The sequence below is a fragment of the Halosegnis marinus genome (genome assembly GCF_029338355.1).
Lineage (GTDB): Archaea > Halobacteriota > Halobacteria > Halobacteriales > Haloarculaceae > Halosegnis > Halosegnis marinus.
Genome location: NZ_CP119802.1, coordinates 141,753 through 166,919, shown reverse-complemented (window position 1 = coordinate 166,919; position 25,167 = coordinate 141,753). Strand labels below are relative to the sequence as shown.

Genomic DNA, 25,167 nt, shown 5'->3' with positions numbered 1-25,167 from the left:
TCGCCCGCGACGCCGTTCGTGTATCCGTCCACGTGCCTCCGGAACCGCGGGTATCAATAGCCGCCGGCCGCTAGGGTCGCGCACCCACATGTCTCACTGCGAGGAGGGCCGATTCCCGTGACGGGAAGCCCGTACGCACCACATTCGGAGGCGGAGACGGCGGCGATGCTCGACGCCGTCGGGGCCGCCGACGAGGAGGCGCTGTTCGACATCCCCGAGTCCGTCCGGTTCGACGGCGCGTTCGACATCCCCGCGCGCTCCGAGCAGGCCGCGATGGCCGAGGTCGGGACGACGCTCGGGCGAAACGACGACCTCGTCGAGTTCCTCGGCCGGGGCCACTACGACCACTACGTCCCGTCGGCCGTGGACCACCTCGCCGACCGCTCGGAGTTCCTCACCTCCTACACCCAGTACCAGCCGGAGGTGGCACAGGGGTTCCTGCAGGCGCTGTTCGAGTTCCAGTCGATGCTGGTCGAACTCACCGGCCTCGGCGTCGCCAACTGCTCGATGTACGACGCCGCGACCGCGCTGGGCGAGGCCGCGACGCTGGCCGAGCGCGTCCGTTCCGTCTCGGGCACGCGCGTGCTCGTTCCCGACCTGCTCCACGAGGGACGGCGCGGCGTCCTCGACAACTACCTCGTCGGCTCGGAGCTCTCGGTCGAGACGTATCCGAGCGACGACGGCGCCGCCGACGTGGACGCGCTCGCCGACGCGATGGACGACGACGTCGCGATGGTGTACGCCGAGAACCCGACGCTCCGCGGGGCCGTCGAGGAAGGACTGTCCGAGATCGGCGCGCTCGCGGACGACAACGACGCGCTGTTCACGCTCGGCACGGACGTGGTCGCGCTCGCCCTCTTAGAGGTGCCGGCGAGCGTCGGCGCGGACGTCGTGGTCGGCGACGGGAGCGCGCTCGGACTGCCCGCCGCCTACGGCTTCGGCCTCGGGCTGTTCGCCTGCCGCGAGGAGTTCCTCCGGCAGGTTCCCGGCCGGCTGGTCGGGGCGAGCGAGGACGCGAACGGGAAGCGCGCCTACACGCTCACGCTCCAGACGCGCGAACAGCACATCCGGCGGGAGCGCGCCACCTCGAACATCTGCTCCAATCAGGCGTGGGTGGCGCTCCGGACCGCGATGCACGCCGCCTACCTCGGGCCGGACGGCCTCGTCGACCTGGCGAACGACTGCGTGCGCCGGGCCCGCGAGACGGCCGCGCGGCTGGACGAACTGACGGGGGTGAAGGCGCCGCTGCACGACCGCCACCACTTCCGGGAGTTCGTCGCCCACACCGACCAGCCCGCCCGCGCCGTGGCCGAGGACCTCGAAGCCGAGGGGTACGCGGTCCACGCCGTCGGCGAACACGAGGTGCAGGTGTGCGTCACGGAGACGAACGCGCCGGCGCTCGACGGCTTCGTCGAGGCCTTCGCGGGGGCGGTCCGATGACCGACCCGCTCCGCTTCGACCAGGCGGCGTGGCACGACCCCGACGGCGAGCGGTACGAGCCGCTGCTCTCGGAGAAGGGGAACCGCGAGGTCGCGGTCGAGTCCGAGCTACCCGACGACCTGACGCGCGACACGGTGGAACTGCCCGACGTGGCCGAACCCGAACTCGCGCGCCACTACACGCGGCTCTCGGAGATGAACTACGGCGTCGAGTCCGGCCCGTTCCCGCTCGGCTCCTGTACGATGAAGTACAACCCGAAGTTCACGGAGGACCTCGCGGCGGACCCGAACGCCTCCGTCCACCCCGACCGCTCGACGCGCTCGACGCAGGGAACCCTCCAGGTCATGCACGAACTGCAGGACTACCTCGCGGCCATCGGCGGGATGGACGCCGTGACGCTCCAGCCCCCCGCGGGCGCGGCCGGCGAGTTCGCCGGCCTGCTCGTCATCGACGCGTACCACGAGGCCAACGGCGAGGACCGCGGCGAGGTGGTCATCCCCGACTCCGCGCACGGGACGAACTTCGCCTCCGCGGCGATGGCCGGCTACGACGTCGTCTCGCTCCCCTCGAACGACGAGGGCCGGGTCGACCTCGACGCGCTCGACGCCGCCCTCTCCGAGGACACCGCGGCGCTGATGTTGACGAACCCGAACACGCTCGGCCTGTTCGAGCGCGACATCGAGACGGTCGCCGAGCGCGTCCACGACGCCGGCGGCCTGCTCTACTACGACGGCGCGAACCTCAACGCCCTGCTCGGGCGCGCGCGCCCCGGCGACATGGGGTTCGACGTGATGCACTACAACGTCCACAAGACGTTCGCCACGCCCCACGGGGGCGGCGGACCGGGCGCGGGTCCGGTCGGCGTCGTCGAGGAACTCGCCGAGTTCCTCCCCGACCCCCACGTCCGCGAGCGCGACGGCCGGTACGAGCGCTACACGCCGGAGTCGTCCGTCGGGAAGGTCCACGGCTACGCGGGCAACTGGCTCGTCCTGCTGAAGGCGCACGCGTACATCACGCGCCTCGGCGACGAGGGGCTGGCCGACGCGAGCGCGAAGGCCGTCCTCAACGCGAACTACCTCGCGGAGCGGGTGGAGTACGAGGTGCCCTTCGGCCCGTTCCACCACGAGTTCGTCGCGAGCGCGGGCGAGCAGGACGCGGCGGACGCCGCGAAGCGGATGCTCGACTTCGGTGTCCACCCGCCGACGACGAAGTGGCCCGAGATCGTGCCCGAGGCGCTGATGACCGAACCGACCGAGGTGGAGTCGAAGCGCACGCTCGACCAACTGGCCGCGGCGTTCAACGCCGCTCGCGACAGCGACGACGGCGACCTCGACGCCGCGCCGTCGCGGACGGCCGCCGGGCGCATCGACCAGACGAGCGCGGCCCGCAACCCCCGCCTCTCGTGGCAGGCGCTCGACGACGAGTAAGGGTCCGTGTGAGCCTCTCACGGGGTACCGCCGGAACTAAGTCCGTCTCGCCTTCCCCTTCGACCATCGCCGCATGACCCGTCGCTGTCACTGCCGCCCGGTGTACAAGCCCCGGCAGCGCCCCGCCGCTCGGTAGGCCGGACAGCAGCAGCACCCGGGTCGCTTCCTACGCTCCCGCGTAGCCGCAGCTTCTCGCCTTCCCGATAGGAATGTCAGTCACACCCCCGGCCCGCGGCGGCCGGACCGCGTCGGTCCCCACGGACCGACACCGCGTACAGCCCCGAAACCGCACCCCCGCCACGAGGTGGCGGCCGTGAGCGACGGCGTTCCGCTCCGGCGCAACCGCGACTTCGTCCGCTTTCTCGTCGGCCGGTTCGTCTCGAACGCCGGCGACAGCCTCTACAGCGTCGCCGCCCTCTGGCTCGTCTTCGAGCTGAGCGGCTCGTCGGCCCTCGTCGGCGTCGCCAACGCCCTCCTGCTGTTGCCGTGGGTGTTGCAGGCGCTCGCCGGGCCGGTCGTCGACCGCCTCCCGCTCAAGCCCCTGCTCGTCGGCTCGCAGGTCGTGCAGGGCGTCGTCGTCCTCGTCCTCCCGCTCGCGGCGGCGACGGGTCGGCTCACGACGACCCTGCTGCTCGTCACCGTTCCCGTGCTCTCGCTCGCCACGCTGGTGGTGGACCCGGCACAGTCGGCGCTGGTGCCCCGAATCGTTCCGGACCGGCAGCTATCGCGGGGGAACTCCGCGCTCGCGACCGTGACGCTCGGGCTCGATATGGTGTTCGACGCGCTCGGCGGCGTGTTCATCGCCGTCGCCGGCGCGACGGCCCTGTTCGCCCTCGACGCGGCGACGTTCGCCGTCGCCGCCGTGCTGTTCGCCGGGATGGCCGTTCCCGCGGCCCGGGACGACAGCCGCGAGGGCGACATCGGTGGCTCCGCCCTCGCCGACTACGCCTCCGACCTCCGCGAGGGCGTCGCGGCGGTCCGCGGCTCCGCGTTCGTCCACATGACGGCCACCGCCGCGGTGTTCAACCTCGCCGTCGGCGTGACGCTCGCGACCCTTCCGGCGTTCGGGGCGTCGCTCGGCGGACCGGCTGCCTACGGGTTCCTGCTCGGCGCACTCGGCATCGGTCGCCTCGTCGGGTCGGCCGTCGCCCCCCGACTCACGGGCCTCCCGTACGGCCGGACGATGGCCGCCCTGTATCTCGGCTCGGCGTGCCTGTGGGCCGCCTCGGTCTACGCCCCGACGACGGCGCTCACCGTCGGCCTGTTCGGCCTCTCGTGGGTCTCGGGCGGTGTGGGGGGCGTCTTCGTCTCGACGCTGAACCAGAAGGCGTTCCCCGACGCGCTGCTCGGCCGCGTCACCAGCGTCAAAGGGACTGCTTCGGGGGCGACGCTCCCGCTCGGGTCGCTTCTCGGCGGGCTCGTCGCCTCGGCGCTCGGCCCGCGGACGACGGTGGCGCTGGCTGCGGCCGGCTTCGGGTTCTCGGGCCTCTGCTTCCTGTGTCACCCGACGCTGCGGCGGCTGCCGGCCGTCGCCGACGCGACCCCGGCCGCGTTCGGCGTCTCCGTGCCGGACGGGGAGTAGCGGGGCTTTCCCCGGTTTCCCGGGATTTCGGGTCGAACGACGATTTCGTATGGCGATATATAGTTTATAAGTGTCTCAGCTGCGCGAATCGCGGGGCTCCGGGGTCGAACGCGGTCGCACCGCTCGGCCGATGGGATTACCGTGTCGCTACCGAGTCGTGAACGAACGCCGACCCGTTTTCCGGCCTCGACTCCGGGGGTGTTTGCGGGACAAAGGGGTTCGGCTCGCGCGTGAGTCGCGCCGCTACGGGAGTCGAACGCCCGACGAGAAGGGAGCCGTTACGCGCTGGTGTCGACGGCCGCGCCCGTGTCCACGTTGCCGTCGATGCGGACGAAGCCGTAGTCGCAGTCCGGGCAGTGCCACTTCACCTTCTCGCCGAGGTGCATCAGCGTCGAGGCGGCGCGGTAGAACGTCTTCGTCTCGCCGCACCCCGGGCAGTCGTGATCGAGTTCGAGGCTCATGTTCGCGTCTGTCGCTCCGGGATACTGAACGTACCGACTCGGCGCGCGGAGCGCGCGTAGGGACCGGTGCCGTCCCGGCCCGCGCACGGGAGACGAGTCGAGGTCGTACCCGGCGGACCACTCCTCCGGAACGCGTGTATTCGTTCTTTCGCGGCCCTCTCGAGACGGTTCCCGCGGTTGTAAACCGTATAGCGGGATACTCAATCGATGTCGCCCCGCGAGCGGAGCCGACCGTCGAGCGCCGCAACGCCGACGGAGAGCGCGCCCGGCAGCAGAAAGAGCACGAGCGCGAACGCCGTCCACCAGACGAGCGCCTCGGTTCCCGTGAGGAAGGTGATGTTGTAGCGGGAGAACCCGCCGGGGGAGACGAAGACGACCAGACTGGCGGCGAGCCCGACGGGAAGCGCGCCGGCCGCGCGCCGGAGCGCGCGCTCGGGGTCGAGTCCCACCCGCCTCCCCGCGGCGTACGCGAGGACGAGGGGGACGCCCCAACAGGCGACCCACACCGGGAGCGCGCGCAGGGCCACGTCAACGGACGCGAGCGGGGCGACCTCGACGCCGACCCACGCCGACAGGACGAGCAGGCCGGCGAGCGGGAGCGCCGCGACGGCGGCGAGCGCACGGGCGAACGGGCGGGTCCCGAGCAGGTGTCGGAGGGCGAAGGCGAGGAGCACCAGCGGGCCCGTCGCGCCGACGGCGACGAGATACGCCCCGAAGCCGACGGCCACGAACGGGGACTCACTCACGCGAACCGACAGGTCACGCGAGGGCATAAGCGTGCCGCGGCGGACGGCTATAAGGCCCGGCCGCGCGTGTGCCCGAACATGAAGATATACACGGGTCGCGGCGACGAGGGGATGACCGACCTCCGGGACATGTCGCGCGTATCGAAGACGAGCCTCCGCATCGAGGCGTACGGCACCGTCGACGAGGTGAACTCCGCCATCGGCGTCCTGCGCCCCTCGGGGTACGACGACATCGACGAGCAGCTCCGCGAGATACAGAACCACCTCCACGTCGTGCAGGCCGACCTCGCCAACCCGGACACCGACGACGAGGACGCCCCGCACGTCACCGACGACCACACGGACTGGCTGGAGAACGTGATGGACGACCACGACGAGGAACTGGAGCCGCTGCAGTCGTTCGTCCTTCCGGGGGGAAGCCCGGTCGGCGCGCGCCTCCATCAGGCCCGCGCGGTCTGCCGGCGCGCCGAGCGCCGCTGTGTCGACCTCGCCGGCGACGAGCCCATCAACGCCGAGGTGGTCGCGTATCTCAATCGCCTGTCGGACGCGCTGTTCACGCTCGCGCGGGTCGTCAACGCCCGCGAGGGCGTCGCCGAGGAGTCGCCGGAGTACTGACTCGCCGGGCGAAGGGACAGGGTGCCGGCCGGAGCCGGCGGGATGCCACGGAAACGCGGTCGCGCAGCGCGCGTCCGCGACCCCGACGCCGCGGCGGCAGCGTCGCGGTCACGCCCGCTTGACGACCACGGTTTTAGGTTGGCCTAACAATTCAAAAGCCTTCCGGTTTTTAGGCAGGCCTAATACGCTGGATTCCCGACCTCCGTGGCTCGCCACAAACGTTTTCCCGCATGACAGCGTCTCGTTATACATGGTCAACAAACACTTCGAGGACGCGCGGTACTACCTGAAGCGAGCGGGCGAGACGGCGAAGGAAGGCGTCTCCGAGGAGGTCGGCAAGGTGGAGTCGCGACTGCGCGAGGTCACCGGTCGCGAGTCGGAACCCGAAGCGGGGCGCCTCGACGAGATACGGGCGGACCTCTCGGAGATACAGGAGCGCGCCGAGGGCGAGGCGCGCGAGGCCATCGCCGACGCCCGCGAGCGCCTCGACAGCTACCGCAAGCAGGAAGCGTAGTTCTTAAGAGTAGCCCCCCGGTACCCAGTTCTATCGGGTCGGTGGTCTAGTTCGGTTATGACACCTCCTTCACACGGAGGAAGCCGGCGGTTCAAATCCGCCCCGACCCACTCGTTCTCGCGACGGCTCCCGTCACACCGGCGATACGACTATGGTTCCGTCGCCCGAGGTTCGGGCAATCGATGGGGGTGACACAGTATGAGCCCCGATGACCGCGACGGGGCCGGGAGTGCGACGGTTCGGGTTCTCCACGTGGACGACGAGCCCGGCTTCGCGGAGACGACCGCGCGGTTCCTCGAACGCCACGACGACCGGTTCGACGTGGAGACGGCGACGGCCGTGGCCGACGGGCTCGCGGCGCTCGACGCCGGGAGCTACGACTGCGTGGTCTCGGACTACGAGATGCCCGAGCGGGACGGCATCGACTTCCTCGCGGCCGTTCGCGAGTCCCACCCGGACCTCCCGTTCGTGCTGTTCACGGGGAAAGGGTCGGAGGAGATAGCCAGCGAGGCCATCTCGGCGGGCGTCACCGACTACCTCCAGAAGGAGGCCGGCACCGAACAGTACGCCATCCTCGCGAACCGCATCGACAACGTCGTCGAGGGGCTCCGCTCGCGGTACGCGCTGGAGGAGCGCAAGCGGCGCCTGGAGACGCTCATCAGCAACCTCCCCGGAATCGTCTATCGGTGCCTGAACGAGCCGGGCTGGCCGATGGAGGTGGTCGAGGGGGAGTGCGAGGAGCTGACGGGCTACCCCGCCCGAGCGGTCGAGTCGGGCGACGTGGTATGGGGCGAGGAGGTCATCCACCCGGACGACCGCGAACGGACGTGGGAGGCGGTCCAGTCGGCGCTGGAAGCCGACGAGTCGTTCGAGGTGACCTACCGCGTGCGGACGGCCGACGGCGAGGTGCGGTGGATGTGGGAGCGCGGTCGCGGCGTCGCGGGCACCGAGGGCGACCCGGCCGCGCTGGAGGGGTTCATCACCGACATCACGGCACGGCGCCAGCGGGAGGCCGAACTCGAACGGACCAACACCCTGCTGTCGACGCTGTTCGACGCGCTCCCGGTCGGCGTCGTCGCGGAGAACAGCGACCGGGACGTCATCACGGCCAACAGCCGCCTGTTCGAGCTGTTCGACCTGCCCGGCGAGCCGGCCGACGCGGCGGGACGCGACTGGCCGGCGCTGGCCGAGATGCTGGCCGACCGCGCCGCCGACCCCGAGGGGTTCGTCGCCGGCGTCGAGGAGTTGGCCGCGGCGCGCGAACCGGCCGACGACGAGCTGACGCTCGCCGACGGCCGGGTGGTCCGGCGTATCCACCGCCCCATCGAGTTCGCCGACGGGGACGGCCACCTGTGGGTGTACCAGGACGTGACCGACAGCCGCGAGTACCGGCGCGACCTCCAGCGGTTCGAGACGATACTGGAGACGACCGGCGACCCCGTGTACACCCTCGACGCGGAGGGGCGGTTCACCTACGTCAACGACACCCTGCTGGAGACGACGGGGTACGGGACGGACGAACTCCTCGGCGAACACGTCTCCGTGGTGATGGACGACGGGGATATCGAGCGCGCGAAGGCCGACATCCGGGCCATGCTCTCCGAGGGAGGCCACCGGTGTACGCTCGAGATGGACCTCTACACGAAGGCGGACGAACTCATCCCCTGTGAGCTCCACATCTCCGTGCTCCCGTTCGACGAGGAGTTCCGCGGGACGGTCGGCGTCGTCCGGAACATCGCGGAGCGCGTCGAACGCGAGGAGCGCATCGACCGGCTTCGCGACCGCACGCGGAAGCTGATGTACACCGACACCGTGACGGAGACGGCCGAGGTCGCCATCCGGGCGGCCGACGACCTCATCGGCGCGCCGCTGTCCGCGGTCCACCTGTTCGACGAGGAGGCCGACGCGCTCGAACCGGCGGCGACGGTCGAGACCGTCACCGACTCGTTCGACGAGATACCGCGCTACCCCCGCGACGCGGAGCCGGGGACGGCGGCGGCGCTCGTCTGGGAGACGTTCGAGTCGGGCGAGCCGCTCCGCATCGACGACTCGTGGGAACTCACGGGGCTCGACGAGCGACGGCCCGCCCGCAGCGTCGTCCTCCACCCGCTCGGCCGCCACGGGATGTTCATCGTCTCCTCGGACGAGCCCGACGCCATCGACGACACCGAGGAGGCGCTCGTGGAGCTGCTCGCGGCGTCGCTCCGGACCGCGCTCGACCGCGTGGAGCGGGAGGCCGAGCTCCGCGACCAGCGCGACGAGCTCCGGCGGCGCAACGAGCGGCTCGACCAGTTCGCCAGCGTCGTGAGTCACGACCTCCGCAACCCCCTCTCCGTGGCGAAGGGGAACCTCGAACTCGTCCGCGAGTCGGTCGACCACGAGCGGCTCGACACCGTGGCCTCGGCCCACGACCGGATGAGCGCGCTCATCGAGGACCTGCTCACCATCGCCCGCCAGGGCGACGAGGCGGTCGAACTCGGCGAGGTGGACCTCGCGACGCTCGCGGTCGACTGCTGGCGCGGCGTCGAGACGGGCGACGCGACCCTCGACGTGGAGACGGAGGCGACCGTCGTCGCCGACCGGGGGCGGCTCCGACAGGCCATCGAGAACCTCGTGCGAAACGCTGTCGAGCACGGCGGCGACGGCGTGACCGTCACCGTCGGCGACACCCCGAACGGCTTCTACGTCGCCGACGACGGCCCGGGCATCGAGCCGGAGCGCCGCGAGCAGGTCTTCGAGGCCGGCACCTCCACGAGCCACAGCGGCACCGGCTTCGGCCTCGCCATCGTGAAGGGGGTCGCCACCGCACACGGGTGGGACGTCTCGGTGACGGACTCGGAGTCGGGCGGCGCGCGCTTCGAGTTCGCCGGCGTCGAGTTCGCCTGAGCCGGGGAGCGGCCCCACCCGCTTTTATCCGCCGCGGCTTCATCCTCCCGCGACAGGACACCGAATGGGCGGCGACAGCGACGACACCGAGGGGGACGACGACCTGCTCCCGCGCTACCGCGACCTCGCGAAGCGCATCGCGGAGGCCCCGCCATCGACGCCGGTCGAGCGCCTCCGCGAGTGGCTCCCCACCCCCGCCCGCTCGGACGCCTTCCCGGGGGTCGATATCCAGCGACGTGGCGCGGTCAAACCGGACCGACTGCTCGCGTCCGTGTTCGTCCTCGCCATCGCGGCCGGGCTCGTCCTCGCGCTCGGCTACCGGTCGTGGCTTCCCGACGGTCCGCTCGCGGGGATGACGCTCACGGCCGTCTACGGCGCGCTGTGGCTGTTCGTCGGCATCTACCTGCTCGCCACGACCGTGTGGGTCGTCGAGGCGCTGCTGGCGTGGGACCACGAGCCCGTGGAGCCGGCGTTCGGCTACGACGACATCCAGGTCCGCGTCCTCACCGTCGGCGCCGAGTCGGTCGTCCAGGGGACCGTGGACGCGCTCCCCGACGGCCTCGCCCCGGACGACCGCCACGTCGTCGCGGAGACGCCCATCGACGTCGCCGGTGCGACGGTCCACGTCGTCCCGGACTCGTTCGACTGTGCGGCGACGGACAAGGGGCGCGCGCTGGAGTGGGCGCGACGGAACGTCCGCTGCGACACGGAGTTCGTGCTCTTCCTCGACGAGGACACGCTCGTGCGCGACTTCGCGGGCCTGCCGGACGTGGGCGTCGCGCAGTTCCGCGAGTGGCCGATGTTCACGGGCTCGTACTGGGCCTACTGGGCCGAGGTGCTCCGGCTCGGCTACCAGACGGAGCTGTCGGCGTTCGCCCGCCTCCCCGTCCCGCTGTACGCGTGGGGCGGCGGCATCGCCGTCAGGCGGGAGGTCGAGGAGGCCGTGACGTGGGACTACGAGACGCTCATCGAGGACACCGTGTTCGCGTGGAAGGCCGCGAAGGCCGGCTACGAGTACGAGGTGCTCGACACGAAGTTCCGCAATCAGGCGCCGCCCTCGGTCCGGGAGATGGTCTCACAGCGCCGACGCTGGATAAGCGGGTCGCTCGCGGACGAGGCGGAACTGCCGCGGTGGTACCGCGCGCTGTACGTCCTCCGCAACGTCGCGTGGGCGTTCTCGCCGCTGTCGCCGTTCCTCGTCGCGTTCGCGGCCGTCCTCCCCGCGACGGTGCCGGGGTGGGACCTCTTTTACGCCCTCAGCCTCGTGCTGTTCGCGTTCACGTTCGTCTGGGTGTGGCGCGGCTGGCGCTACTACGACGGGCCGACGCTCCGCCTGCTCCCGGGCCTCCTGCTCGTCCCGTTCGTCGTCGCCGTCCACTCGCTCGGGGCGGCCTACGGGCTCGTCAGCCCCGCCGAGGAGTTCGAGCCGACCGAGAAGGACTGAGGCGTCGCCCCCGCCCCCGACCTTTTCAACCGATACTGTCGTACCGTCGCGTATGTCCCCGGACAAACGACTCGGCGAGCGGCTGCCGTCCCCGACACGACGCCGGTTTCTCGCGGGTGCGGGCGGGCTCGCGGCCCTCGGTCTCGGCGGCGCGTACCTGAACACGACCCGCGACGACGGGAACGGCTTCCTGCTCCGGCAGGGGAAGCTCCGGTGGGCGGTGGAGCCGGCGGTCTCCTCGGAGACGACCGCCGGCGACTGGTACGGCTACGACGGGGGGACCGGCAGGGGCCGCCCCGACACGGACCTCACGGCGAGCGACGAGGCGGCCCGCGTGTTCGTCTACGACGGGCCGGTGGCCGCGAGCCTCGTCTTCCTCCACGGCTCGCCCGACGCCGACCACGGCGGCACGGCGGAGTTCGCCTTCTCGGGGCTGTCGCGCGACGCCGGCGAGTGGGCGCTCCGGGACGACCCGCTCGGGACCGACGACGACTTCGAGGCGTGGGCGAACGGGAACCAGCGCGTGAACTGGTCGTGGGGCCCGGGCGACACCGACGGCGGCGTCTTCTACGGCGGGCTGGACCGGCAGGACTTCACCGTCTCGATGACGCCGAAGACGCTCCACGGCGTCGGTAGCTGGCGGTTCCTCTCCGGCGACGGCCCCGACCGCATCGACCTCTCGACGGAGAAGGCGGCCTACCTGAAGCCGCTGCGCGACCGCTCCGTCGCCCGGGCGAACGTCGACGTCATGCCCGACAGCGAGGAGAACGAGTTCGACCCCTACGCGAACGAGGAGCGCATCACCGTCGCCGTCCGCGCCCCGCCCGAGGACGCCGAGGGCGAGTGGGTCGGCCCCGACGACATCGACCCCGGCAACTACAGCGTGAACTTCGGCTCGAAGTCGTACCTCGCGGGCGGCAACGCCGCCCAGCCCCAGCAGTACATGCGCCGGGGCGACGCGCTCTACCTCCAGTACAAGGTGGGCGCCGCGAACTTCTCGCTCGACTCGGCGTACGGCTACCTCGTCGGGAAGGCCGGCGAGCGGACGTGGTTCCGCGGCCGCGACGTGGTCCGGCCGGGCGGCTACGACAACACCGAGGGCGCGGCCGCCGGCCTCGCCGTGTCGGCGCTCAGTGTCGGCGTGCCCGAGGACGCCCCGCTCAACGACGAGTGGGTCGAGTTCACCAACGGCGGCTCCGAGCCGCTGGACCTGACGGGCTACACCGTCTCGACCCCGGAGGGGTGGGCGTTCCACCTCCCCGACGGGTTCACCCTCGACCCGGACGCGAGCGTCAGGCTCCACACGGGCAACGGCGAGTACGGTCCCGACGACCTCTACTGGGACCTCGACTCGCACGTCTGGCCGGCCGAGGGCGTCGTGAGCGTCACGGACGCCGACGGCGGGACGGTCCTCGACTACGGCTACCCCCGGACCTGACGCGTTCTCACGCGATGAAAACCCCGTCGGGTGTTTATGTCCGTACGAGGAGTAGGAATAGTAACTGATGGAGTCGGCACGACGCGCATCGGGGACGGACGACGCGGACAGCGCGTACGCCGCCGCTCCCGGCGAGAGCGTGCTGCTGTGTTCGTCGCCGATGGACCGCCCGCCGGTCGATGCCGTCACGACGACGGACGCCGCCGCGCCCGCGAGCACGAACGTCCTCGCCGTCGCGCTCGACGGGTCCGTCGACGACGTGGCCGACGCGTGGCTCCGCGACGCCGGGCGCCTCCCCGACCGGCTCGCCGTCGTCACCGTCGGCGAGTCAGCCCGCGGGGCCGCGGCCGCCGCGTCCGGCGGCGCGACCGGCCTCCCCGACGGCGTCTCCACGGCCTCCGTCTCCTCGCCGGGGGACCTCACCGGGCTGGGTATCAAGCTGAGCCAGTGCCTCTCCTCGTGGGAGGGCGGCGCGACGACGGTCCGGTTCGACTCGCTCACCACCCTGCTCCAGTTCGCCGACCTCAAGCGCGTGTTCCGGTTCGTCCACGTCCTCACCGGGCGTCTCGACAGCGCGGACGCCGTCGGCTACTTCCACGTCGACCCCGGCGCGCACGACGACCAGACGCTCGCCACGCTCCGCGGGCTGTTCGACACGGTGCTGGAGGTCGGTCCCGACGGCGAGTGGGTCGAGGCCTAGCGCGACCGGAGTTCCGTTTCGACCGGCTCCGCCGGATGCATCGTGAGCGACGGCCGCAGGTCGAGCGGGCCGTCGTCGACCCGCTCCAGCGCGAACTCCTGACACACCGTTCCGGCGATGAGTTTCGCCTCCAAGAGTGAGAACCGCTTGCCGATGCAGATTCGCGGGCCGCCGCCGAACGGGAAGAAGGCGTAGTTCGGCCGGCCGTCGGAGCGCTCCGGGAGGAAGCGGTCGGGGTCGAACGTGTCGGGGGCGTCCCACCAGCGCGGGTCGCGGTGGACGACCCACTGCGGGAGCATCACGAGCGCGTCCTCGGGGACGCGGTAGCCGGCCAGCCGCACGTCCGTCCGCGGCTGGCGGAACATCACGTACACGGGCGGGTAGAGCCGCATCGTCTCGTTGAGCACGCGGTCGGCGTACGCGAAGCCCATCGCGTCCTCGGCGGTGGGGGCCCCGCCGCCGAGCGCGTCGTCGAACTCGGCGTGGAGGCGGTCGCGCGCCCCGGGGTTCTCGTCCAGCAGGTAGAACATGTACGTCAGCGTCAGCGCCGTCGTGTCGTGGCCCGCCAGCAGCATCGTCATCAGTTCGTCCCGCAGGACGGAGTCGTCTATCTCGCCGGCCTCCGTCGCCCGGAGCATGATGGCGAGCAGGTCGTCGTCGTCCTCGTTCACGCCGTCGGCGCGCCGCTGCGAGACGATGTCCGCGAGCACCTCCTCCAGCGTGTCGATGGCGCCCTGGAAGCGGCGGTTCTCCGGCGTCGGCACCCAACTCGGCGTGAGGAAGCGAACGGCGTCCGGCTCGAAGCGGGTGCCGAGCGGTTCGAGCGCGGTCTGGACGCGCTCGACGGTGTCGGAGTCGAGGTCGGCGTCGAACATCGCGTCCGCGATGATGCCGACGGTGAGCGTCGCCATCTCCTCGCGGATATCGACCACGTCGCCGGCCTCCCAGTCGGCGATGTGGCGCTCCGTGTGTTCGACCATCATGTCGGCCATGTCCGCGATGCGGCCGGGGTGGAAGGCCGGCTGGGCACGCCGGCGCTGCTCGCGCCAGAACTCCCCCTCGGAGAGGAGGAGGCCGTTGCCGAGCAGCTCCTGGACGGCGTCGTCGCCGAAGACGGGCTTCGAGTAGGCGCGTTCGCCCGCGACGAGCACTTCCTCGATATCGCGCGGGTTCGCCAACATGTACGTGTCGCGGTCGGCGAGGCGGAACCGCGCGATGTCGCCGTACGCGCGGCCGACCTGCTGCATGAACGTGAACGGGTCGCGGGCGTACCGGCGCGTGCTCCCGACGACCGGCTCCCCCTTCGGTCCCGGCGGCTGGGCCTGCATACCCGTGTTTGGGGTTCCAGACGCTTGAGGGTTCAGCCCGCGGCGACCGGCGGCGACCCGGCCCGATTAAGTCACAGCCGCCGGTAGCCCGGCGCGTGAACACCGACGTGCCCGGCGGTAGGGTCGGTCGATGGCTGCTCGTCACCGGGAGCCGCCGGCACGTCATCCTCGCGCTCGTCCTCGCCGTGTACGTCGCGATGTTCCCGCTCGGTATCATCGCGCCCGACGGCGTGAACGCCCTCCTCACCGACCGCTCCTCCGTGGCGGCGCTGCTCAACACGCTGTTGTCGGGGGTCATCCTCCTCGTCTCCGTCGTCGTCTCCGTCGCCTCGCTGTTCGTCTCCCAGGAGCTGTCGCCCGTGGGTCGCCAGCAGGAGCGCGTCGATTCCACCCGCGAGTTCCGCAGACAGACGGAGGACATCATCGACCGGCAGGTGTCGCCCGCGGAGCCGGCGGCCTTCCTGCGCGCCATCACGCGGGCCGTCCTCCAGCGCGCGCAGGAACTCGACGACGAGGTGGCCGAGATGCGGACCCATCCGGGTATCGACGAGGCGACGCCCGGCGACCTCGACGCCGAGGTGGACGCGTACCTCGGCCACGTCGCGGCCAACACCGAGCGCGTCAACCGCGCGCTCGACAGCGCGGAGTACGGTACCTTCGAGATGCTGCGCGCGGCGCTGGAGTACGACTACGCCGAACAGCTGTTCGCGCTCCGCCGGCTCCGCTCCCGACACGGCGCACAGCTCACCGACGCCGCGAGCGACACCGTGGACGAACTGGAGGAGGCGCTTCAGTTCTTCCTCGCCGCCCGCGAGTACTTCAAGTCGCTCTACCTCGAACGCGAGTTCTCGAACCTCACTTCGGACCTGCTGTACGTCTCGCTGCCGGCCATCATCGTCGTCTCGTACGCCGTTCTGGCCGTCGACCTCCAGTTCATCGACGGCGCCGTGTTCGGCATCTCGTACGTCCTGCTGTTCGCCGGCGCGGCCTACACCGTCGCGCTCGCGCCCTTCATCGTGCTGACGGCGTACGTCCTCCGCGTCGCCACCGTCTCGCGGCGCACCCTCTCGGCCGGGCCGTTCATCCTCGACGGCAACGGCGAGCGCGACCGCCTCGACGGGTGAGCGCGGTCGCGAGGCTCCCGACCTGTACGAAAAAACGCGAGAACGGAAACGACGGTTACAGGAAGCTCTCGATGTGGTCGGCGACCTCGTTCGGAGTGTCGCCGACCGGGACGCCCGCGTCGTTGAGCGCCTGTATCTTCGACTCGGCGGTTCCGGTGCCGCCGCCGCCCGAGACGATGGCGCCGGCGTGACCCATCCGCTTGCCCGGCGGCGCGGTGCGGCCCGCGATGAAGCCGGCGACCGGCGTGTCCATGTGTTCGGCGATGTAGGCGGCGGCCTCCTCCTCGTCCTCGCCGCCGATCTCGCCGCACATCGCGACGGCCTTCGTGTCGGGGTCCGCCTCGAAGTACTCCAGCGCGTCGACGAAGTCCGTGCCGATGATGGGGTCGCCCCCGATGCCGACGGCGGTCGTCTGGCCGATGCCGCGCTGGGTGAGGTTGTCAACGACCTGGTACGTCAGGGTGCCGGAGCGGGAGACGAGGCCCACGTCGCCCTCGGCGAAGATGTTGCCCGGCAGGATGCCGAGCTTCGCCTCGCCGGGGGTGATGATGCCCGGACAGTTCGGGCCGATCATGTCCGTGTCCGTCTCCTTCAGGCGCTTGTACACCTTCGCCATGTCCTGCTGGGGGATGCCCTCGGTGATGGCGACGACGAGGTCGACCGGCGAGTCGAGCGCCTCCATCAGCGCGTCGGCGGCGAACGCCGGCGGGACGAAGACGACGGCCGCGTCGGCGTCCTCCTCGCGGGCCGCGGAGCGGACAGTGTCGTACACCGGGACGCCCTCGACCTCCTGGCCGCCCTTGCCGGGGACCGCGCCGGCGACGACGTTCGTTCCGTACTCCATCATCTGCTCGGTGTGGAACCGTCCCTCACCGCCGGTGATGCCCTGTACCACGACGCGCGTGTCGTTGTCGACTAGGATGCTCATTGTTCCTCCTCCGAGTATTCGACCGCACGCTGGACGGCGTCCTCCAGCGTCGATTCCACCGTCACGAGGTCGGTGTTGAGTATCTCCATCCCCTCGGCGGCGTTCGTACCGGCCAGCCGGACGACGACCTTCTTCGGTATCTCGTCGAACGACTCCAGCGCCTCGTTGATGCCCTTGGCGACCTCGTCGCCTCTGGTGATGCCGCCGAAGATGTTGAACACGACCGAATCGACGTTCTCGTCGGCGAACACCATGTCGAGCGCGTTCGCCACGCGCTCGGCCTTCGCGCCGCCCCCGATGTCGAGGAAGTTCGCCGGCGCGCCGCCGTAGTAGTCCACGAGGTCGAGCGTCGTCATCACGAGGCCCGCGCCGTTGCCGATGATGCCGACGTTGCCCGACAGGCGGACGTAGTCGAAGCCGTACTCGTTCGCCTTGGCTTCGAGGTCGTCCTCCGCCGCCTCGTCCTCCATGTCGGCGAGGTCCGGGTGGCGGAACAGCGCGTCGTCGTCGATGTTCATGACGGCGTCCGCACAGACGACCTCGCCGTCGCTCGTTATCATGACGGGGTTGACCTCTATCTCCGTGGCGTCCTTCTCCGCCCAGAGGTCGTACAGCGTCGTCAGCACGGAGGCCACGTCGCCGGCCACCTCGCGGTCCACGCCGGCGTCGTAGACGGCCCGGCGGGCCTGGTACGGCTGGAGGCCGAACGCGGGGTCGACGTGCTCGCGGGCGATGGCCTCCGGCGTCTCCGCGGCCACCTCCTCGATGTTGACGCCGCCCTGCGTCGAGACCATCGCGACGGGCTTGCCCTCGTTGCGGTCCATCGTGACGCCCACGTACAGCTCGTTGACGAAGTCGACGGCCTCCTCGACGAGCACGCGGTCGACGTGGAGCCCCTTGAGGTCCATGCCGATGATGCGCTCGGCGGCCGCGCGCGCCTCCTCGGCGTCGTCGACGAGTTCGATGCCGCCGGCCTTGCCGCGCCCGCCGACCTGTACCTGTGCCTTGATGGCGACGGGGTAGCCGATATCGTCGGCCGCCGCGACGACCTCGTCGGGGGTCGAGGCGAGCGTCGAATCCGGGACCGGGAGCCCGGCGTCGGCGAAGACGCCCTTCGCCTGATACTCGTGGAGTTTCATCTGTCACTCTCCGATTCCGGCGACCCGGAGTTAGTAGTATCGAAACGGGCGAGCGACTAGTCGGCAGCCCCCTCCCGGCCCCCCTCGACGCGGACGAGTTCGTCCACCGGCGGGATGTCCGCCTCGCGGTCGGTGATGACCTCGATACGCCGGGCCAGCTTCTCGCTCGCGTAGTTCACGAGCGCGTTCGAGTCGATGCCGGCCTCCGCGCCCTCGGGGTCCTCGACGGTGCTCGCCACGAGCGGGAGCAGCTCCATCAGTGTCTCCTGGACGAGCGAGGGGTCCACCCCCTCCTCGCCGACGAGCCGCTGGACCTCGTGCATCCCGAAGCCGACGTGGCGGCCCTCGTCCGAGCGGATGCGGGTGATGCCCTCCACCAGCCCTTCGAGGTGGACCGGCTCGCCGACGACCGGCAGGTCCGGCCCCGACGGCGAGAAGGAGCCCTGTATCCCGTAGTAGCCCGTCTGTGCCAGCACGGACTCGACGGCGAGGTGGTAGTGGCAGTACGCCTTCGCAAGCGCCTCCGGCGAGTCGTCGGAGAGCAGGTCGGCCATCGCGGCCTCCGTGCGGTCGAACAGCTCGACGTACCCCTCGTTGAAGTAGCGCCCGTCGGTGGGCGCGGTGACCTCGAAGCCGCACGCCTCCGCGACGGGGTCTATCACGTCGCGCCAGTACCGGTCGAAGAAGGCCGTGTGTTTCGCCTCCTCGTACAGCTGTGAGGTGACGAACATCTCCTTTTCCACGTCGTCGAGCCGGATGGCGAGGGGGGCGAGGTCCTCCGTCACGGCCTCCTCGCCCGCGCCGAACAGCGCGAGCGTGCGGCGCAGGCCGTCGAACTCGGCCTCCGTCTGGTCGCGCTCCGTCAGGCGCTCGCGGTCCTGCGCGAGCAGGTCGTCCGGGATGTCCTCGTAGGGGTCCCAGTGGCGGTAGACGGCGTTGCGGAAGTAGCCGGAGGCGAACGAGTCCGGGTCGAGCCGGTGGCCCCGGTCCGGGTCGCTGTAGCGGTTCATGTCGGCGAATACGACCACATCGGCATAGACCTGCCGCCGGTTACAGCATCGCCTCGAAGTACGGAACCACCCGGCGTCGGACGGCGGTGTAGAGGGCCGCCGCGACCAGCAGCCCCGCGAGCACCCACGCGACGGGGCCGTCGTAGACGAGCAGGGTCGGAACCGCGGCGAGGACCGCGACCGCGAGGTCGCGCGGCGAGCCGTCGTACGGCACGAGGTAGCGCGCGCGCCACCACCGCCCGGAGGCGTGGTCGTACACCGCGTTCGGGTTCGTCCGCTCCCACGGGCGCAGTTCCTCGCCGGCTCCGAGCGCGTCGCTCGCGGCGTGAACGCCCGCCCCGACGAGCGCGACGGCGACGGCGACCGTCGCGTCCGAGGGGACGACCAGCGCGACGGCCACCGCGGGCACGGCGAGCGCCGGCCCGAGCACGGGGAAGTGGAGCGTGCGCCGGTGGACGCCGACGAACAGGTCGATGTCGGGGAGGGTACCGCCGACGTACGCGCCGACGGCCGCGGCCGCCGCGAACTCCGGGGCGGCCACGGCGACGGCCGACGCCGCGAGCAGCGCCACCGCGACGTGGGTGATGACCATCACGGCCCGTCGCCCCCGGGGCGCCACAGCAGGTCGTAGCCGTGCGCGACGTAGAGGAGGTCGCCCGCCTCGACCTGTTCGCGCCGCGTCGCGACCCAGTCGTCGCGGTCGACCGCCGCCGCGACGAAGTCGAGTATCCGGTCGAGGAAGCGCCGCTCGTCGGCGGGGTAGCCGCCGTTTGCGGGGCGAACGATCCAGTCCGAGGCCCCGACCGCGAGCACCTCGTCGCCGCGTCGGCGGAGCGCGTCGAGGACGTGCCGTCCCGCCCGCGCGTCCCGGCCGGGCGCCGCGTCGATGGCGTCGTGGTACCGCTCGGCCACCGCGTCGTCCTCGGGGTGCGACGGCTGGAACAGCGTCACGCCGTCGAAGGTGAGCGGGGCGTAGGCGACCCCGCCGGGCGAGAGTCCGGCGGCCACGGCGTCCAGAACGCGGTCGCGTTCCACGAGGTCGAGGAAGGACTGCGCAACGACGAGGTCCGCGCCGGCGCCGGGGAGCGCGGCCACCGCGTCGCCCGCCTCGAAGCGGTAGGTCGTGTCCCCGATGCGACAGCCGCCCTCGACGGGGTTGGCGTCGTAGCCGGCGCGGGCGAACGCCCGGGGAAGGAGGCGGGCGGCAAACGCGGCCACGCCCGGGTCGGCGTCCACGCCCCGGTACGACGACGGCGTCACGCCCCACTCGCGGAGGTCGAGCGCGCCCAGTCCCGCCCCCGGTCCGGCCTCGAAGACGCGGGGCTCGGGGACGAGGGCGTCGAGCATCGCGTCGCGCACCCGGCGGTCGCGCGCCCGGGCGTCGACGGACCGCTTGGCGAGCAGGTAGCGCCGGCGGCCGTGGTCGTGGCTCACAGCCGGCGCTCGTGGCTCGCCCACGCGAGGTCGTCCTCCCACAGCCGGACGACGAGCCGGGTGGGGGTCGGGTCGTCCAGCCCGTCGACCACGCGGTCCCCGAACAGCCGGGCGAACCGCTCGACGCTGGGGTTCCCGTCGAACTCCGGGAGGTCGTTCAGCAGCGCGTCGCGGTAGCGGCCGACGACGTCGTCGAGCACCGCCTCGACCGCGTCGATATCGACGAGGTAGCCGTACGCGCCGAGGTCCGGCCCGGCGAACTCGACCTCGGCGGTGAAGACGTGGCTGTGTGGCTCCCCCTCGGGCCCGGGGTCGGGGACGGTGAGGAAGTGCTGTGCGACGAACTCGCGGCGGACGGTGAGCCGGTACGGCTCGGTCGGGCTGTCGGTGGTCACGGGTAGGTGAGGACGACCTGTAGGGCGTCGTCGGCTCCCTCGTCGAGCAGTCGGTACGCGTCCTCGGCCTCGGCGAACGGGACGCGGTGGGTGAGGAGGCGGTCGGCGTCGAGCCGGGCCACCCGGTCGAGCGCGGCATCGAGCCGTCGGTCGGTGGTCCACCGTCCCCGGAGTTCGGGCGCGACGGTGCTCACCTGGCTCGACTCGACGCTGATTCGGTCGCGGTGGAAACAGCCGCCGAGCGCGACCGGCGACCGCTTCGTCCCGTACCACGAGCCGACGACGACGCGGCCGTCGAAGCCGACGGCGTCGATGGCGTCGTCCAGCGTCGCGGGCCGGCCCGACAGCTCCACGGCGAGGTCGGCCCCGGCGGGGGTCGCGTCGGGAAAGCCGTCGAACTCCTCGGGGGAGACGGCGGCGTCCGCCCCGAGCGCGAGCGCCCGCTCCCGCCGGGCGGCGACCGGTTCGACGGCGACGAGCCGTTCCAGCGGGAAGTCGGCGAGCACGGCTATCGTACAGAGGCCGACCGCGCCGGCCCCGAACACGACCGCGCGCTCCCCGACCTTCGGGGCGGCGTCCAGCGCGATGTTGGTCGCCGTCTCGACGCTCGGGAGGAGCGTCGCCGCCTCGGTGCCGACGCCGTCCGGGAGCGGGACGACCGCGTCCTCCCCCGTACGGAAGCGGTCGGCGTGCGGGTGGAAGGCGAAGACGCGCCGTCCGACCCCGACCGAGGTCCCGTCGCCGGCGGCCACCACCTCGCCGACGGCCGCGTAGCCGTACGCGAGCGGGTAGGCGAACTCCCCGTCGAGCACGTCGATGGTGGCGTCGACGGCCATCCCGTCGGGCACCTCGCCGCGGTACACGAGCAGTTCCGAGCCGGCGCTGATGCCCGACGCGGTCGTCTCGACGACGACCTCGCCGGGGTCGGGGGCCGCGAGCGGTCGCGTCCGCCGCTCGACGCGGCCCGGCTCGGCGAAGTAGAGCGTCCTCGCCTCCATCAGTCGTCCGCGGCGGCCCACGGGCCGTGGGCGCGGCGGCCGGTCTCGCGGCAGGTCTCCAGCGCGTGTTTGGCCTCGTCGCCCGCCGCGTGGGCGGTCGGGCCGCGCCCGACGCCGACCTGGAGGTCCACGCCGACCTCGGCGCGGACGTGGTCGGTCGCCGCCGCGACGGCCGCGCGGTCGAGCGCGGGCGTCACCGCGATGGCGTTGTCGCCGCCGACGAACTGCGTCACCGCGCCGTGTTCGTCGTGGAGGTACTCGGCGAGCGAGAGCACGCCCCCGCGGATGTCGAGTTCCGCGCGGGTGGGCGAGACGGCGTCCGTGTAGGTGCCCGTCGCGTCCACCACGTCGAAGTGCGCGACGGTGACCGTGTCGGGCGCCCCGTCGAACCCCTCCGCGACCCGGTCGCCGAGCGTCTCGCGGCGGTCGCCCTGCGCGCTCCCCGCGTCGCTGATGACGCTCCCCGCGGCGTCGAGCGCGGCCGCCGGCGTCTCACCCGTCCCCACCCCGATACTCACCGTCACCGGGTAGCGGTTCCGGACCCGCTCCTGGAGGCGCTCGAACGTGTCCGTCTCGATGCGGGTCGCGGTGCCCACCATGTTGTCGAACCGGCCGGCGAAGGCGTAGCCGTCACGGCCGCCGACGAAGTCCGCCACGTCGGCGAACAGCCGCGCCTGAAGGGCCTGGAGGTCCGTCTCGCGGCGGGGTCGCGGGGTCGTCGTCCACGGGCCGTAGTCGTCCACCTGCACGGCGACCATCCGCGCACCCCCGTCTGCGTGTCGTGTCACTGCGCGCCCCTTGGACCGGACGGTCATGAACGTTGTTTCAGTCCTCCGGCGGAGGTCACGACGAGGAAGTCGCGGCAGAAGACCGCGAGCGAGGGGACGAGCACGACCGCGGCGGCCGCCTCGACGACCGCGACCGGGACGACCGGCGCGAGCGCGACCGCGATGAAAGCCATCTGGACCCCCGCGAGCGGGCGGCGGACGCGGCTCTCGGGGAGCGGGCGGAGGGTCCCGCCCCGCCGGACGTGGAGCGCACAGCCGAGGCGGTAGCAGTAGCGCGCCGCCGACAGCGAGAGGTACCACACGGGGAGCCGTCCCCACGCCACCGCGACCAGCGGGGCGACGAGGAAGCCCAGCGTGTCGAACCCCATGTCGAGCCGTTCGCCGAGCCGGGTCGGGGTGCCGACCCGGCGCGCGACGGCCCCGTCCACGGCGTCGAGCGCCGCGCCGGCCCCGTAGAGGAGGGCGGGGAGCCAGCGCCACGGGTCGCCCGCGGGCGGCACGACGAGCAGGAAGCCGGCGACGAGCGCGTACATCCCGCCCCGCGCCAGCGTGATGCCGTTCGCCACCCCGAGCGTCGTCGCCTCGGCGCCGTCCCTGACGAGCCACCACGCCGGGGCGGCGGCGACGTAGCCGAGCGGGAGCGCCGCGGCCGCGAGCCACGCCGTCGCCTCGGTCGTGCCGTAGCGGCTCGCGGTCGCGGCCGCCACCACGGTCGCCGCGAGCAGGCCGACGACCGCGACCGCGACCAGCCGGCGGCGCATCGCGGGACGGAGCCGGCTCATCGCTCGAAGGAAGGGTCCGCGAGGGCGTCCAGCCGGGCGAGCGCGTCGCCGTCCAGCCGGAGGCGCGCGGCCGCGAGGTTCTCGCTCGCGCGGCCGGGGTCGGTCGTCGAGGGGATGGGAACGACGCCGCGGGCGCGGTGCCACGCGAGCAGGACGGCCGCCGGGGCGGCATCGACGCGCTCGGCCACGTCGCGCACGGCCGGCTCGTCGAGCAGTCCGGGGGCCGACAGCGGCGAGTGTGCCATCACTCGGATGCCGCGCCGGTGACACCACTCGACGAGCGCCGTGCGGGGCCGGTACGGGTGGCGCTCCACCTGCACGACGGCCGGCGGGACGCGGGCCGCGTCGCACAGCCGCGCGAGCCGCGGGAGCGTGACGTTACAGACGCCGAGCGTGCGGGTCAGCCCCTCCTCGCGGAGCCGTTCGAGCCGCCGCCACGTGTCCGCGAGGGAGACGTCCGCGCGGACCGGCGCGTCCCCCTCGGTCGGGAACGTCAGCGCCTCCTGTTCGGCGACCGGCCGCTCGGAGAGCCGGCGGAGGTCGTCGGTGTGTTCCCACGCGTCGGGCCAGTGGAGCGCGTAGCAGTCGAACGCCTCGACGCCGAGTTCCGCGAGCGACCCCTCGCAGGCCGCCCGGAGGTGGCCCGGCCCGTGGTTCGTGTTCCACGCCTTCCCGAACAGGAAGACGCCGTCGCGGCCGAGGCCGGCGAGCGCGTCGCCGAGCCGGTGTTCGTTGCCGTACAGCTCCGCCGTGTCGAACAGCCGGTAGCCGGCGTCCACGGCCGCGCCGAGCGCCGGCTCGACGTACGCGCCGTCGCGGTAGCGCGAGCAGCCGAACCCGATCGGCGGGAGGCGTATCGCGCCCCGGTCCGGTCGGCCCTCGGGCGCCGGCCGTGCCGGCCACCGGCGTGTTTCGGCAGGGGGCGGGGCTGCTCCTTCGACATCCACCGGCCCGCCCTCGGCCGCCGCGCGCTCGACCGCCGCACAGACGGCGACGACGTGGGCGCTCCGGCGGGCCGAGGCGCGTGGCTGCCGGCCGGCGGCAACGGCACGGGCCAGCCGCTCCGGGCCGTAGAGGTAGCGCCGCTCGCGGCGGGGTTTCGGGTGGGGCGCGACGACCGGCTCGCGGTCGCCCCCGCGGACGGTGACGGCGTCGCGCTCGGCGGCCATCGCGCCCGCGTCGTCGAGGTACAGCGTCCCGTCGTCGCCGTGGAGTTCGACCCCGTAGAACTCCCGGCTCCGGTGGTCGACGTAGTAGCTGGCGCGGAGCGCGACGGTCGGGCCGTCGGCGAACGCGAGCGTCGCCTCCCAGTGCGTCGGCGCGTCCGCCTCGGGGGCGTCCTCGGGCCACGCCGGGACGGCGTCGGCGGTCCTGACCCGCTCGACGCGGCCGAACCACGCGACGAGCACCGACAGGGGATAGACCGCGCCGTCGTACAGCGGCCCGACGGCGAGGAAGGAGTCGGGGCGGTCGTGCCAGCGGTCCACCCGGCCGACGTTCGCCGTCGCCGCGGCGAACCGGACCCGGCCGAGCCGACCGTCCCCGAGCAGGGTCGCGGCGTGGCGCTGGGCGTCGCAGTCGGGGGCCAGCGGGGCACAGCCGAACGCCAGCTCTCGGTCCCGTGCGCGCTCGATTAGCCCCGCGGCGCGGTCGGGGGACAGCGCGGCCGGCTTCTCGGAGAAGACGTGTCGGTCGGCGTCGAGACACCGCTCGGTCACCGGCGCGTGGGCCGCGTGGCCCGTGAGGTTGACGACGAGCGCGGCGTCCTCGGCCGCGAGCATGGCGTCGAGGTCGGCGTAGGCGGCCGCGCCGTGGTCGCCGGCGAGCCGCTCGGCCCGGTCGCGCTCCCGGTCGCAGACGGCCGCGAGCCGCAGCGGCGACGCCGCCAGCCCCTCGGCGTACTTCGCGGCGACCGCCCCCGCCCCGACGAAGAGACAATCCACACACGGCGTAGGGACGCCCGCGCCATATAACCCGGTACGCGCCGT

23 protein-coding genes and 1 tRNA gene are annotated in these 25,167 nt (G+C 72.3%); 11 read left to right on the top strand and 13 right to left on the bottom strand.

Going from position 1 to position 25,167, the window contains the following annotated elements; genetic code table 11:
• Positions 1-111: 111 nt before the first annotated feature.
• From gcvPA to P2T37_RS00950, 3 genes are all read left to right on the top strand, one after another.
• On the top strand, positions 112-1,440 hold the full coding sequence (gene gcvPA, locus P2T37_RS00960; protein ID WP_382211798.1) for an aminomethyl-transferring glycine dehydrogenase subunit GcvPA: 1,329 nt from the start codon (positions 112-114) through the stop codon (positions 1,438-1,440).
• Positions 1,437-2,867 (top strand): aminomethyl-transferring glycine dehydrogenase subunit GcvPB, encoded by a 1,431-nt coding sequence (gene gcvPB / locus P2T37_RS00955; protein WP_276234865.1) that lies wholly within the window; start codon positions 1,437-1,439, stop codon positions 2,865-2,867. Before gcvPA ends, gcvPB begins: the two co-directional genes overlap by 4 nt.
• Before the next feature lie 313 nt (positions 2,868-3,180).
• Positions 3,181-4,449: an MFS transporter gene (locus P2T37_RS00950; RefSeq protein ID WP_276234864.1), complete on the top strand. Its 1,269-nt coding sequence runs from the start codon at positions 3,181-3,183 to the stop codon at positions 4,447-4,449.
• A gap of 278 nt (positions 4,450-4,727) precedes the next feature.
• Here P2T37_RS00950 and P2T37_RS00945 read toward each other — a convergent pair whose 3' ends face one another.
• Both P2T37_RS00945 and P2T37_RS00940 read right to left on the bottom strand, forming a co-directional pair.
• Positions 4,728-4,910 carry a DUF7838 family putative zinc beta-ribbon protein gene (locus P2T37_RS00945; RefSeq protein ID WP_276234863.1) on the bottom strand — a complete coding sequence of 61 codons (183 nt, stop codon included), beginning with the start codon at positions 4,908-4,910 and terminating at the stop codon, positions 4,728-4,730.
• A 200-nt stretch (positions 4,911-5,110) separates the two neighbouring features.
• The gene (locus tag P2T37_RS00940) at positions 5,111-5,656 is read right to left on the bottom strand and encodes a hypothetical protein (protein ID WP_276234862.1); all 546 of its coding nucleotides are present in this window, start codon (positions 5,654-5,656) and stop codon (positions 5,111-5,113) included.
• 78 nt (positions 5,657-5,734) lie between these two features.
• Here P2T37_RS00940 and P2T37_RS00935 point away from each other — a divergent pair, with 78 nt between their 5' ends.
• The 7 genes from P2T37_RS00935 to P2T37_RS00905 all read left to right on the top strand — a co-directional run bounded on the left by P2T37_RS00935 (position 5,735) and on the right by P2T37_RS00905 (position 13,253).
• Complete coding sequence (locus tag P2T37_RS00935) at positions 5,735-6,271, top strand: cob(I)yrinic acid a,c-diamide adenosyltransferase (protein ID WP_276234861.1); 537 nt, start codon at positions 5,735-5,737, stop codon at positions 6,269-6,271.
• A 250-nt stretch (positions 6,272-6,521) separates the two neighbouring features.
• On the top strand, positions 6,522-6,785 hold the full coding sequence (locus P2T37_RS00930; protein WP_276234860.1) for a DUF7553 family protein: 264 nt from the start codon (positions 6,522-6,524) through the stop codon (positions 6,783-6,785).
• Between the two features lie 35 nt (positions 6,786-6,820).
• Positions 6,821-6,895: transfer RNA gene (locus P2T37_RS00925), tRNA-Val, on the top strand.
• Between the two features lie 88 nt (positions 6,896-6,983).
• Complete coding sequence (locus P2T37_RS00920; protein WP_276234859.1) at positions 6,984-9,671, top strand: hybrid sensor histidine kinase/response regulator; 2,688 nt, start codon at positions 6,984-6,986, stop codon at positions 9,669-9,671.
• A 64-nt stretch (positions 9,672-9,735) separates the two neighbouring features.
• Positions 9,736-11,115 carry a glycosyltransferase family 2 protein gene (locus P2T37_RS00915; protein ID WP_276234858.1) on the top strand — a complete coding sequence of 460 codons (1,380 nt, stop codon included), beginning with the start codon at positions 9,736-9,738 and terminating at the stop codon, positions 11,113-11,115.
• 52 nt (positions 11,116-11,167) lie between these two features.
• Positions 11,168-12,553, top strand: a complete 1,386-nt coding sequence (locus P2T37_RS00910) for a lamin tail domain-containing protein (protein WP_276234857.1) — start codon at positions 11,168-11,170, stop codon at positions 12,551-12,553.
• 67 nt (positions 12,554-12,620) lie between these two features.
• On the top strand, positions 12,621-13,253 hold the full coding sequence (locus tag P2T37_RS00905) for a DUF7504 family protein (RefSeq protein ID WP_276234856.1): 633 nt from the start codon (positions 12,621-12,623) through the stop codon (positions 13,251-13,253).
• On the opposite strand, the gene P2T37_RS00900 is transcribed toward P2T37_RS00905, so the two are convergent.
• Positions 13,250-14,581, bottom strand: a complete 1,332-nt coding sequence (locus P2T37_RS00900) for a cytochrome P450 (protein ID WP_276234855.1) — start codon at positions 14,579-14,581, stop codon at positions 13,250-13,252. The two genes, P2T37_RS00905 and P2T37_RS00900, sit on opposite strands and share 4 nt — an antisense overlap.
• A 95-nt stretch (positions 14,582-14,676) precedes the next feature.
• On the opposite strand from P2T37_RS00900, the gene P2T37_RS00895 reads away from it, so the two are divergent.
• Positions 14,677-15,705 carry a DUF7972 family membrane protein gene (locus P2T37_RS00895; protein ID WP_276234854.1) on the top strand — a complete coding sequence of 343 codons (1,029 nt, stop codon included), beginning with the start codon at positions 14,677-14,679 and terminating at the stop codon, positions 15,703-15,705.
• 55 nt (positions 15,706-15,760) lie between these two features.
• Here the strand turns inward: P2T37_RS00895 and sucD are convergent, their stop codons facing one another.
• Genes sucD through P2T37_RS00845 form a run of 10 tightly spaced genes read right to left on the bottom strand, consistent with a single transcriptional unit; the run spans position 15,761 to position 25,122 of the window.
• Positions 15,761-16,633: a succinate--CoA ligase subunit alpha gene (sucD, locus tag P2T37_RS00890; RefSeq protein WP_276234853.1), complete on the bottom strand. Its 873-nt coding sequence runs from the start codon at positions 16,631-16,633 to the stop codon at positions 15,761-15,763.
• The gene (sucC, locus tag P2T37_RS00885; RefSeq protein ID WP_276234852.1) at positions 16,630-17,772 is read right to left on the bottom strand and encodes an ADP-forming succinate--CoA ligase subunit beta; all 1,143 of its coding nucleotides are present in this window, start codon (positions 17,770-17,772) and stop codon (positions 16,630-16,632) included. Before sucC ends, sucD begins: the two co-directional genes overlap by 4 nt.
• Positions 17,773-17,828: 56 nt before the next feature.
• Complete coding sequence (locus P2T37_RS00880) at positions 17,829-18,782, bottom strand: ferritin family protein (protein WP_276234851.1); 954 nt, start codon at positions 18,780-18,782, stop codon at positions 17,829-17,831.
• A 40-nt stretch (positions 18,783-18,822) separates the two neighbouring features.
• Complete coding sequence (locus P2T37_RS00875) at positions 18,823-19,377, bottom strand: metal-dependent hydrolase (RefSeq protein WP_382210521.1); 555 nt, start codon at positions 19,375-19,377, stop codon at positions 18,823-18,825.
• The gene (locus P2T37_RS00870; protein ID WP_276234849.1) at positions 19,374-20,216 is read right to left on the bottom strand and encodes a class I SAM-dependent methyltransferase; all 843 of its coding nucleotides are present in this window, start codon (positions 20,214-20,216) and stop codon (positions 19,374-19,376) included. The genes P2T37_RS00875 and P2T37_RS00870 overlap by 4 nt, the downstream gene beginning before the upstream one ends.
• The gene (locus tag P2T37_RS00865) at positions 20,213-20,611 is read right to left on the bottom strand and encodes a 6-pyruvoyl trahydropterin synthase family protein (RefSeq protein WP_276234848.1); all 399 of its coding nucleotides are present in this window, start codon (positions 20,609-20,611) and stop codon (positions 20,213-20,215) included. Before P2T37_RS00865 ends, P2T37_RS00870 begins: the two co-directional genes overlap by 4 nt.
• On the bottom strand, positions 20,608-21,609 hold the full coding sequence (locus P2T37_RS00860; protein ID WP_276234847.1) for a zinc-dependent alcohol dehydrogenase: 1,002 nt from the start codon (positions 21,607-21,609) through the stop codon (positions 20,608-20,610). The genes P2T37_RS00865 and P2T37_RS00860 overlap by 4 nt, the downstream gene beginning before the upstream one ends.
• Positions 21,609-22,367 carry a GTP cyclohydrolase IIa gene (locus P2T37_RS00855; RefSeq protein WP_276236195.1) on the bottom strand — a complete coding sequence of 253 codons (759 nt, stop codon included), beginning with the start codon at positions 22,365-22,367 and terminating at the stop codon, positions 21,609-21,611. Before P2T37_RS00855 ends, P2T37_RS00860 begins: the two co-directional genes overlap by 1 nt.
• Positions 22,368-22,420: 53 nt before the next feature.
• Positions 22,421-23,179, bottom strand: coding sequence for a CDP-alcohol phosphatidyltransferase family protein (locus tag P2T37_RS00850; RefSeq protein ID WP_276234846.1), 759 nt, complete (start codon positions 23,177-23,179; stop codon positions 22,421-22,423).
• Positions 23,176-25,122, bottom strand: a complete 1,947-nt coding sequence (locus tag P2T37_RS00845) for an aldo/keto reductase (RefSeq protein ID WP_276234845.1) — start codon at positions 25,120-25,122, stop codon at positions 23,176-23,178. The genes P2T37_RS00850 and P2T37_RS00845 overlap by 4 nt, the downstream gene beginning before the upstream one ends.
• Positions 25,123-25,167: the final 45 nt, after the last annotated feature.

What these genes read in the sequence shown, in the direction of transcription:
- gcvPB (WP_276234865.1), top strand. Translation starts at nt 1,437, where the DNA reads ATGACCGACCCGCTCCGCTTCGACCAGGCGGCGTGGCACGACCCCGAC.
- P2T37_RS00945 (WP_276234863.1), bottom strand. Translation starts at nt 4,910, where the DNA reads ATGAGCCTCGAACTCGATCACGACTGCCCGGGGTGCGGCGAGACGAAG.
- P2T37_RS00935 (WP_276234861.1), top strand. Translation starts at nt 5,735, where the DNA reads ATGAAGATATACACGGGTCGCGGCGACGAGGGGATGACCGACCTCCGG.
- P2T37_RS00930 (WP_276234860.1), top strand. Translation starts at nt 6,522, where the DNA reads ATGGTCAACAAACACTTCGAGGACGCGCGGTACTACCTGAAGCGAGCG.
- P2T37_RS00920 (WP_276234859.1), top strand. Translation starts at nt 6,984, where the DNA reads ATGAGCCCCGATGACCGCGACGGGGCCGGGAGTGCGACGGTTCGGGTT.
- P2T37_RS00915 (WP_276234858.1), top strand. Translation starts at nt 9,736, where the DNA reads ATGGGCGGCGACAGCGACGACACCGAGGGGGACGACGACCTGCTCCCG.
- P2T37_RS00910 (WP_276234857.1), top strand. Translation starts at nt 11,168, where the DNA reads ATGTCCCCGGACAAACGACTCGGCGAGCGGCTGCCGTCCCCGACACGA.
- P2T37_RS00905 (WP_276234856.1), top strand. Translation starts at nt 12,621, where the DNA reads ATGGAGTCGGCACGACGCGCATCGGGGACGGACGACGCGGACAGCGCG.
- P2T37_RS00900 (WP_276234855.1), bottom strand. Translation starts at nt 14,581, where the DNA reads ATGCAGGCCCAGCCGCCGGGACCGAAGGGGGAGCCGGTCGTCGGGAGC.
- sucD (WP_276234853.1), bottom strand. Translation starts at nt 16,633, where the DNA reads ATGAGCATCCTAGTCGACAACGACACGCGCGTCGTGGTACAGGGCATC.
- sucC (WP_276234852.1), bottom strand. Translation starts at nt 17,772, where the DNA reads ATGAAACTCCACGAGTATCAGGCGAAGGGCGTCTTCGCCGACGCCGGG.
- P2T37_RS00880 (WP_276234851.1), bottom strand. Translation starts at nt 18,782, where the DNA reads ATGAACCGCTACAGCGACCCGGACCGGGGCCACCGGCTCGACCCGGAC.
- P2T37_RS00860 (WP_276234847.1), bottom strand. Translation starts at nt 21,609, where the DNA reads ATGGAGGCGAGGACGCTCTACTTCGCCGAGCCGGGCCGCGTCGAGCGG.
- P2T37_RS00855 (WP_276236195.1), bottom strand. Translation starts at nt 22,367, where the DNA reads ATGGTCGCCGTGCAGGTGGACGACTACGGCCCGTGGACGACGACCCCG.
- P2T37_RS00850 (WP_276234846.1), bottom strand. Translation starts at nt 23,179, where the DNA reads ATGAGCCGGCTCCGTCCCGCGATGCGCCGCCGGCTGGTCGCGGTCGCG.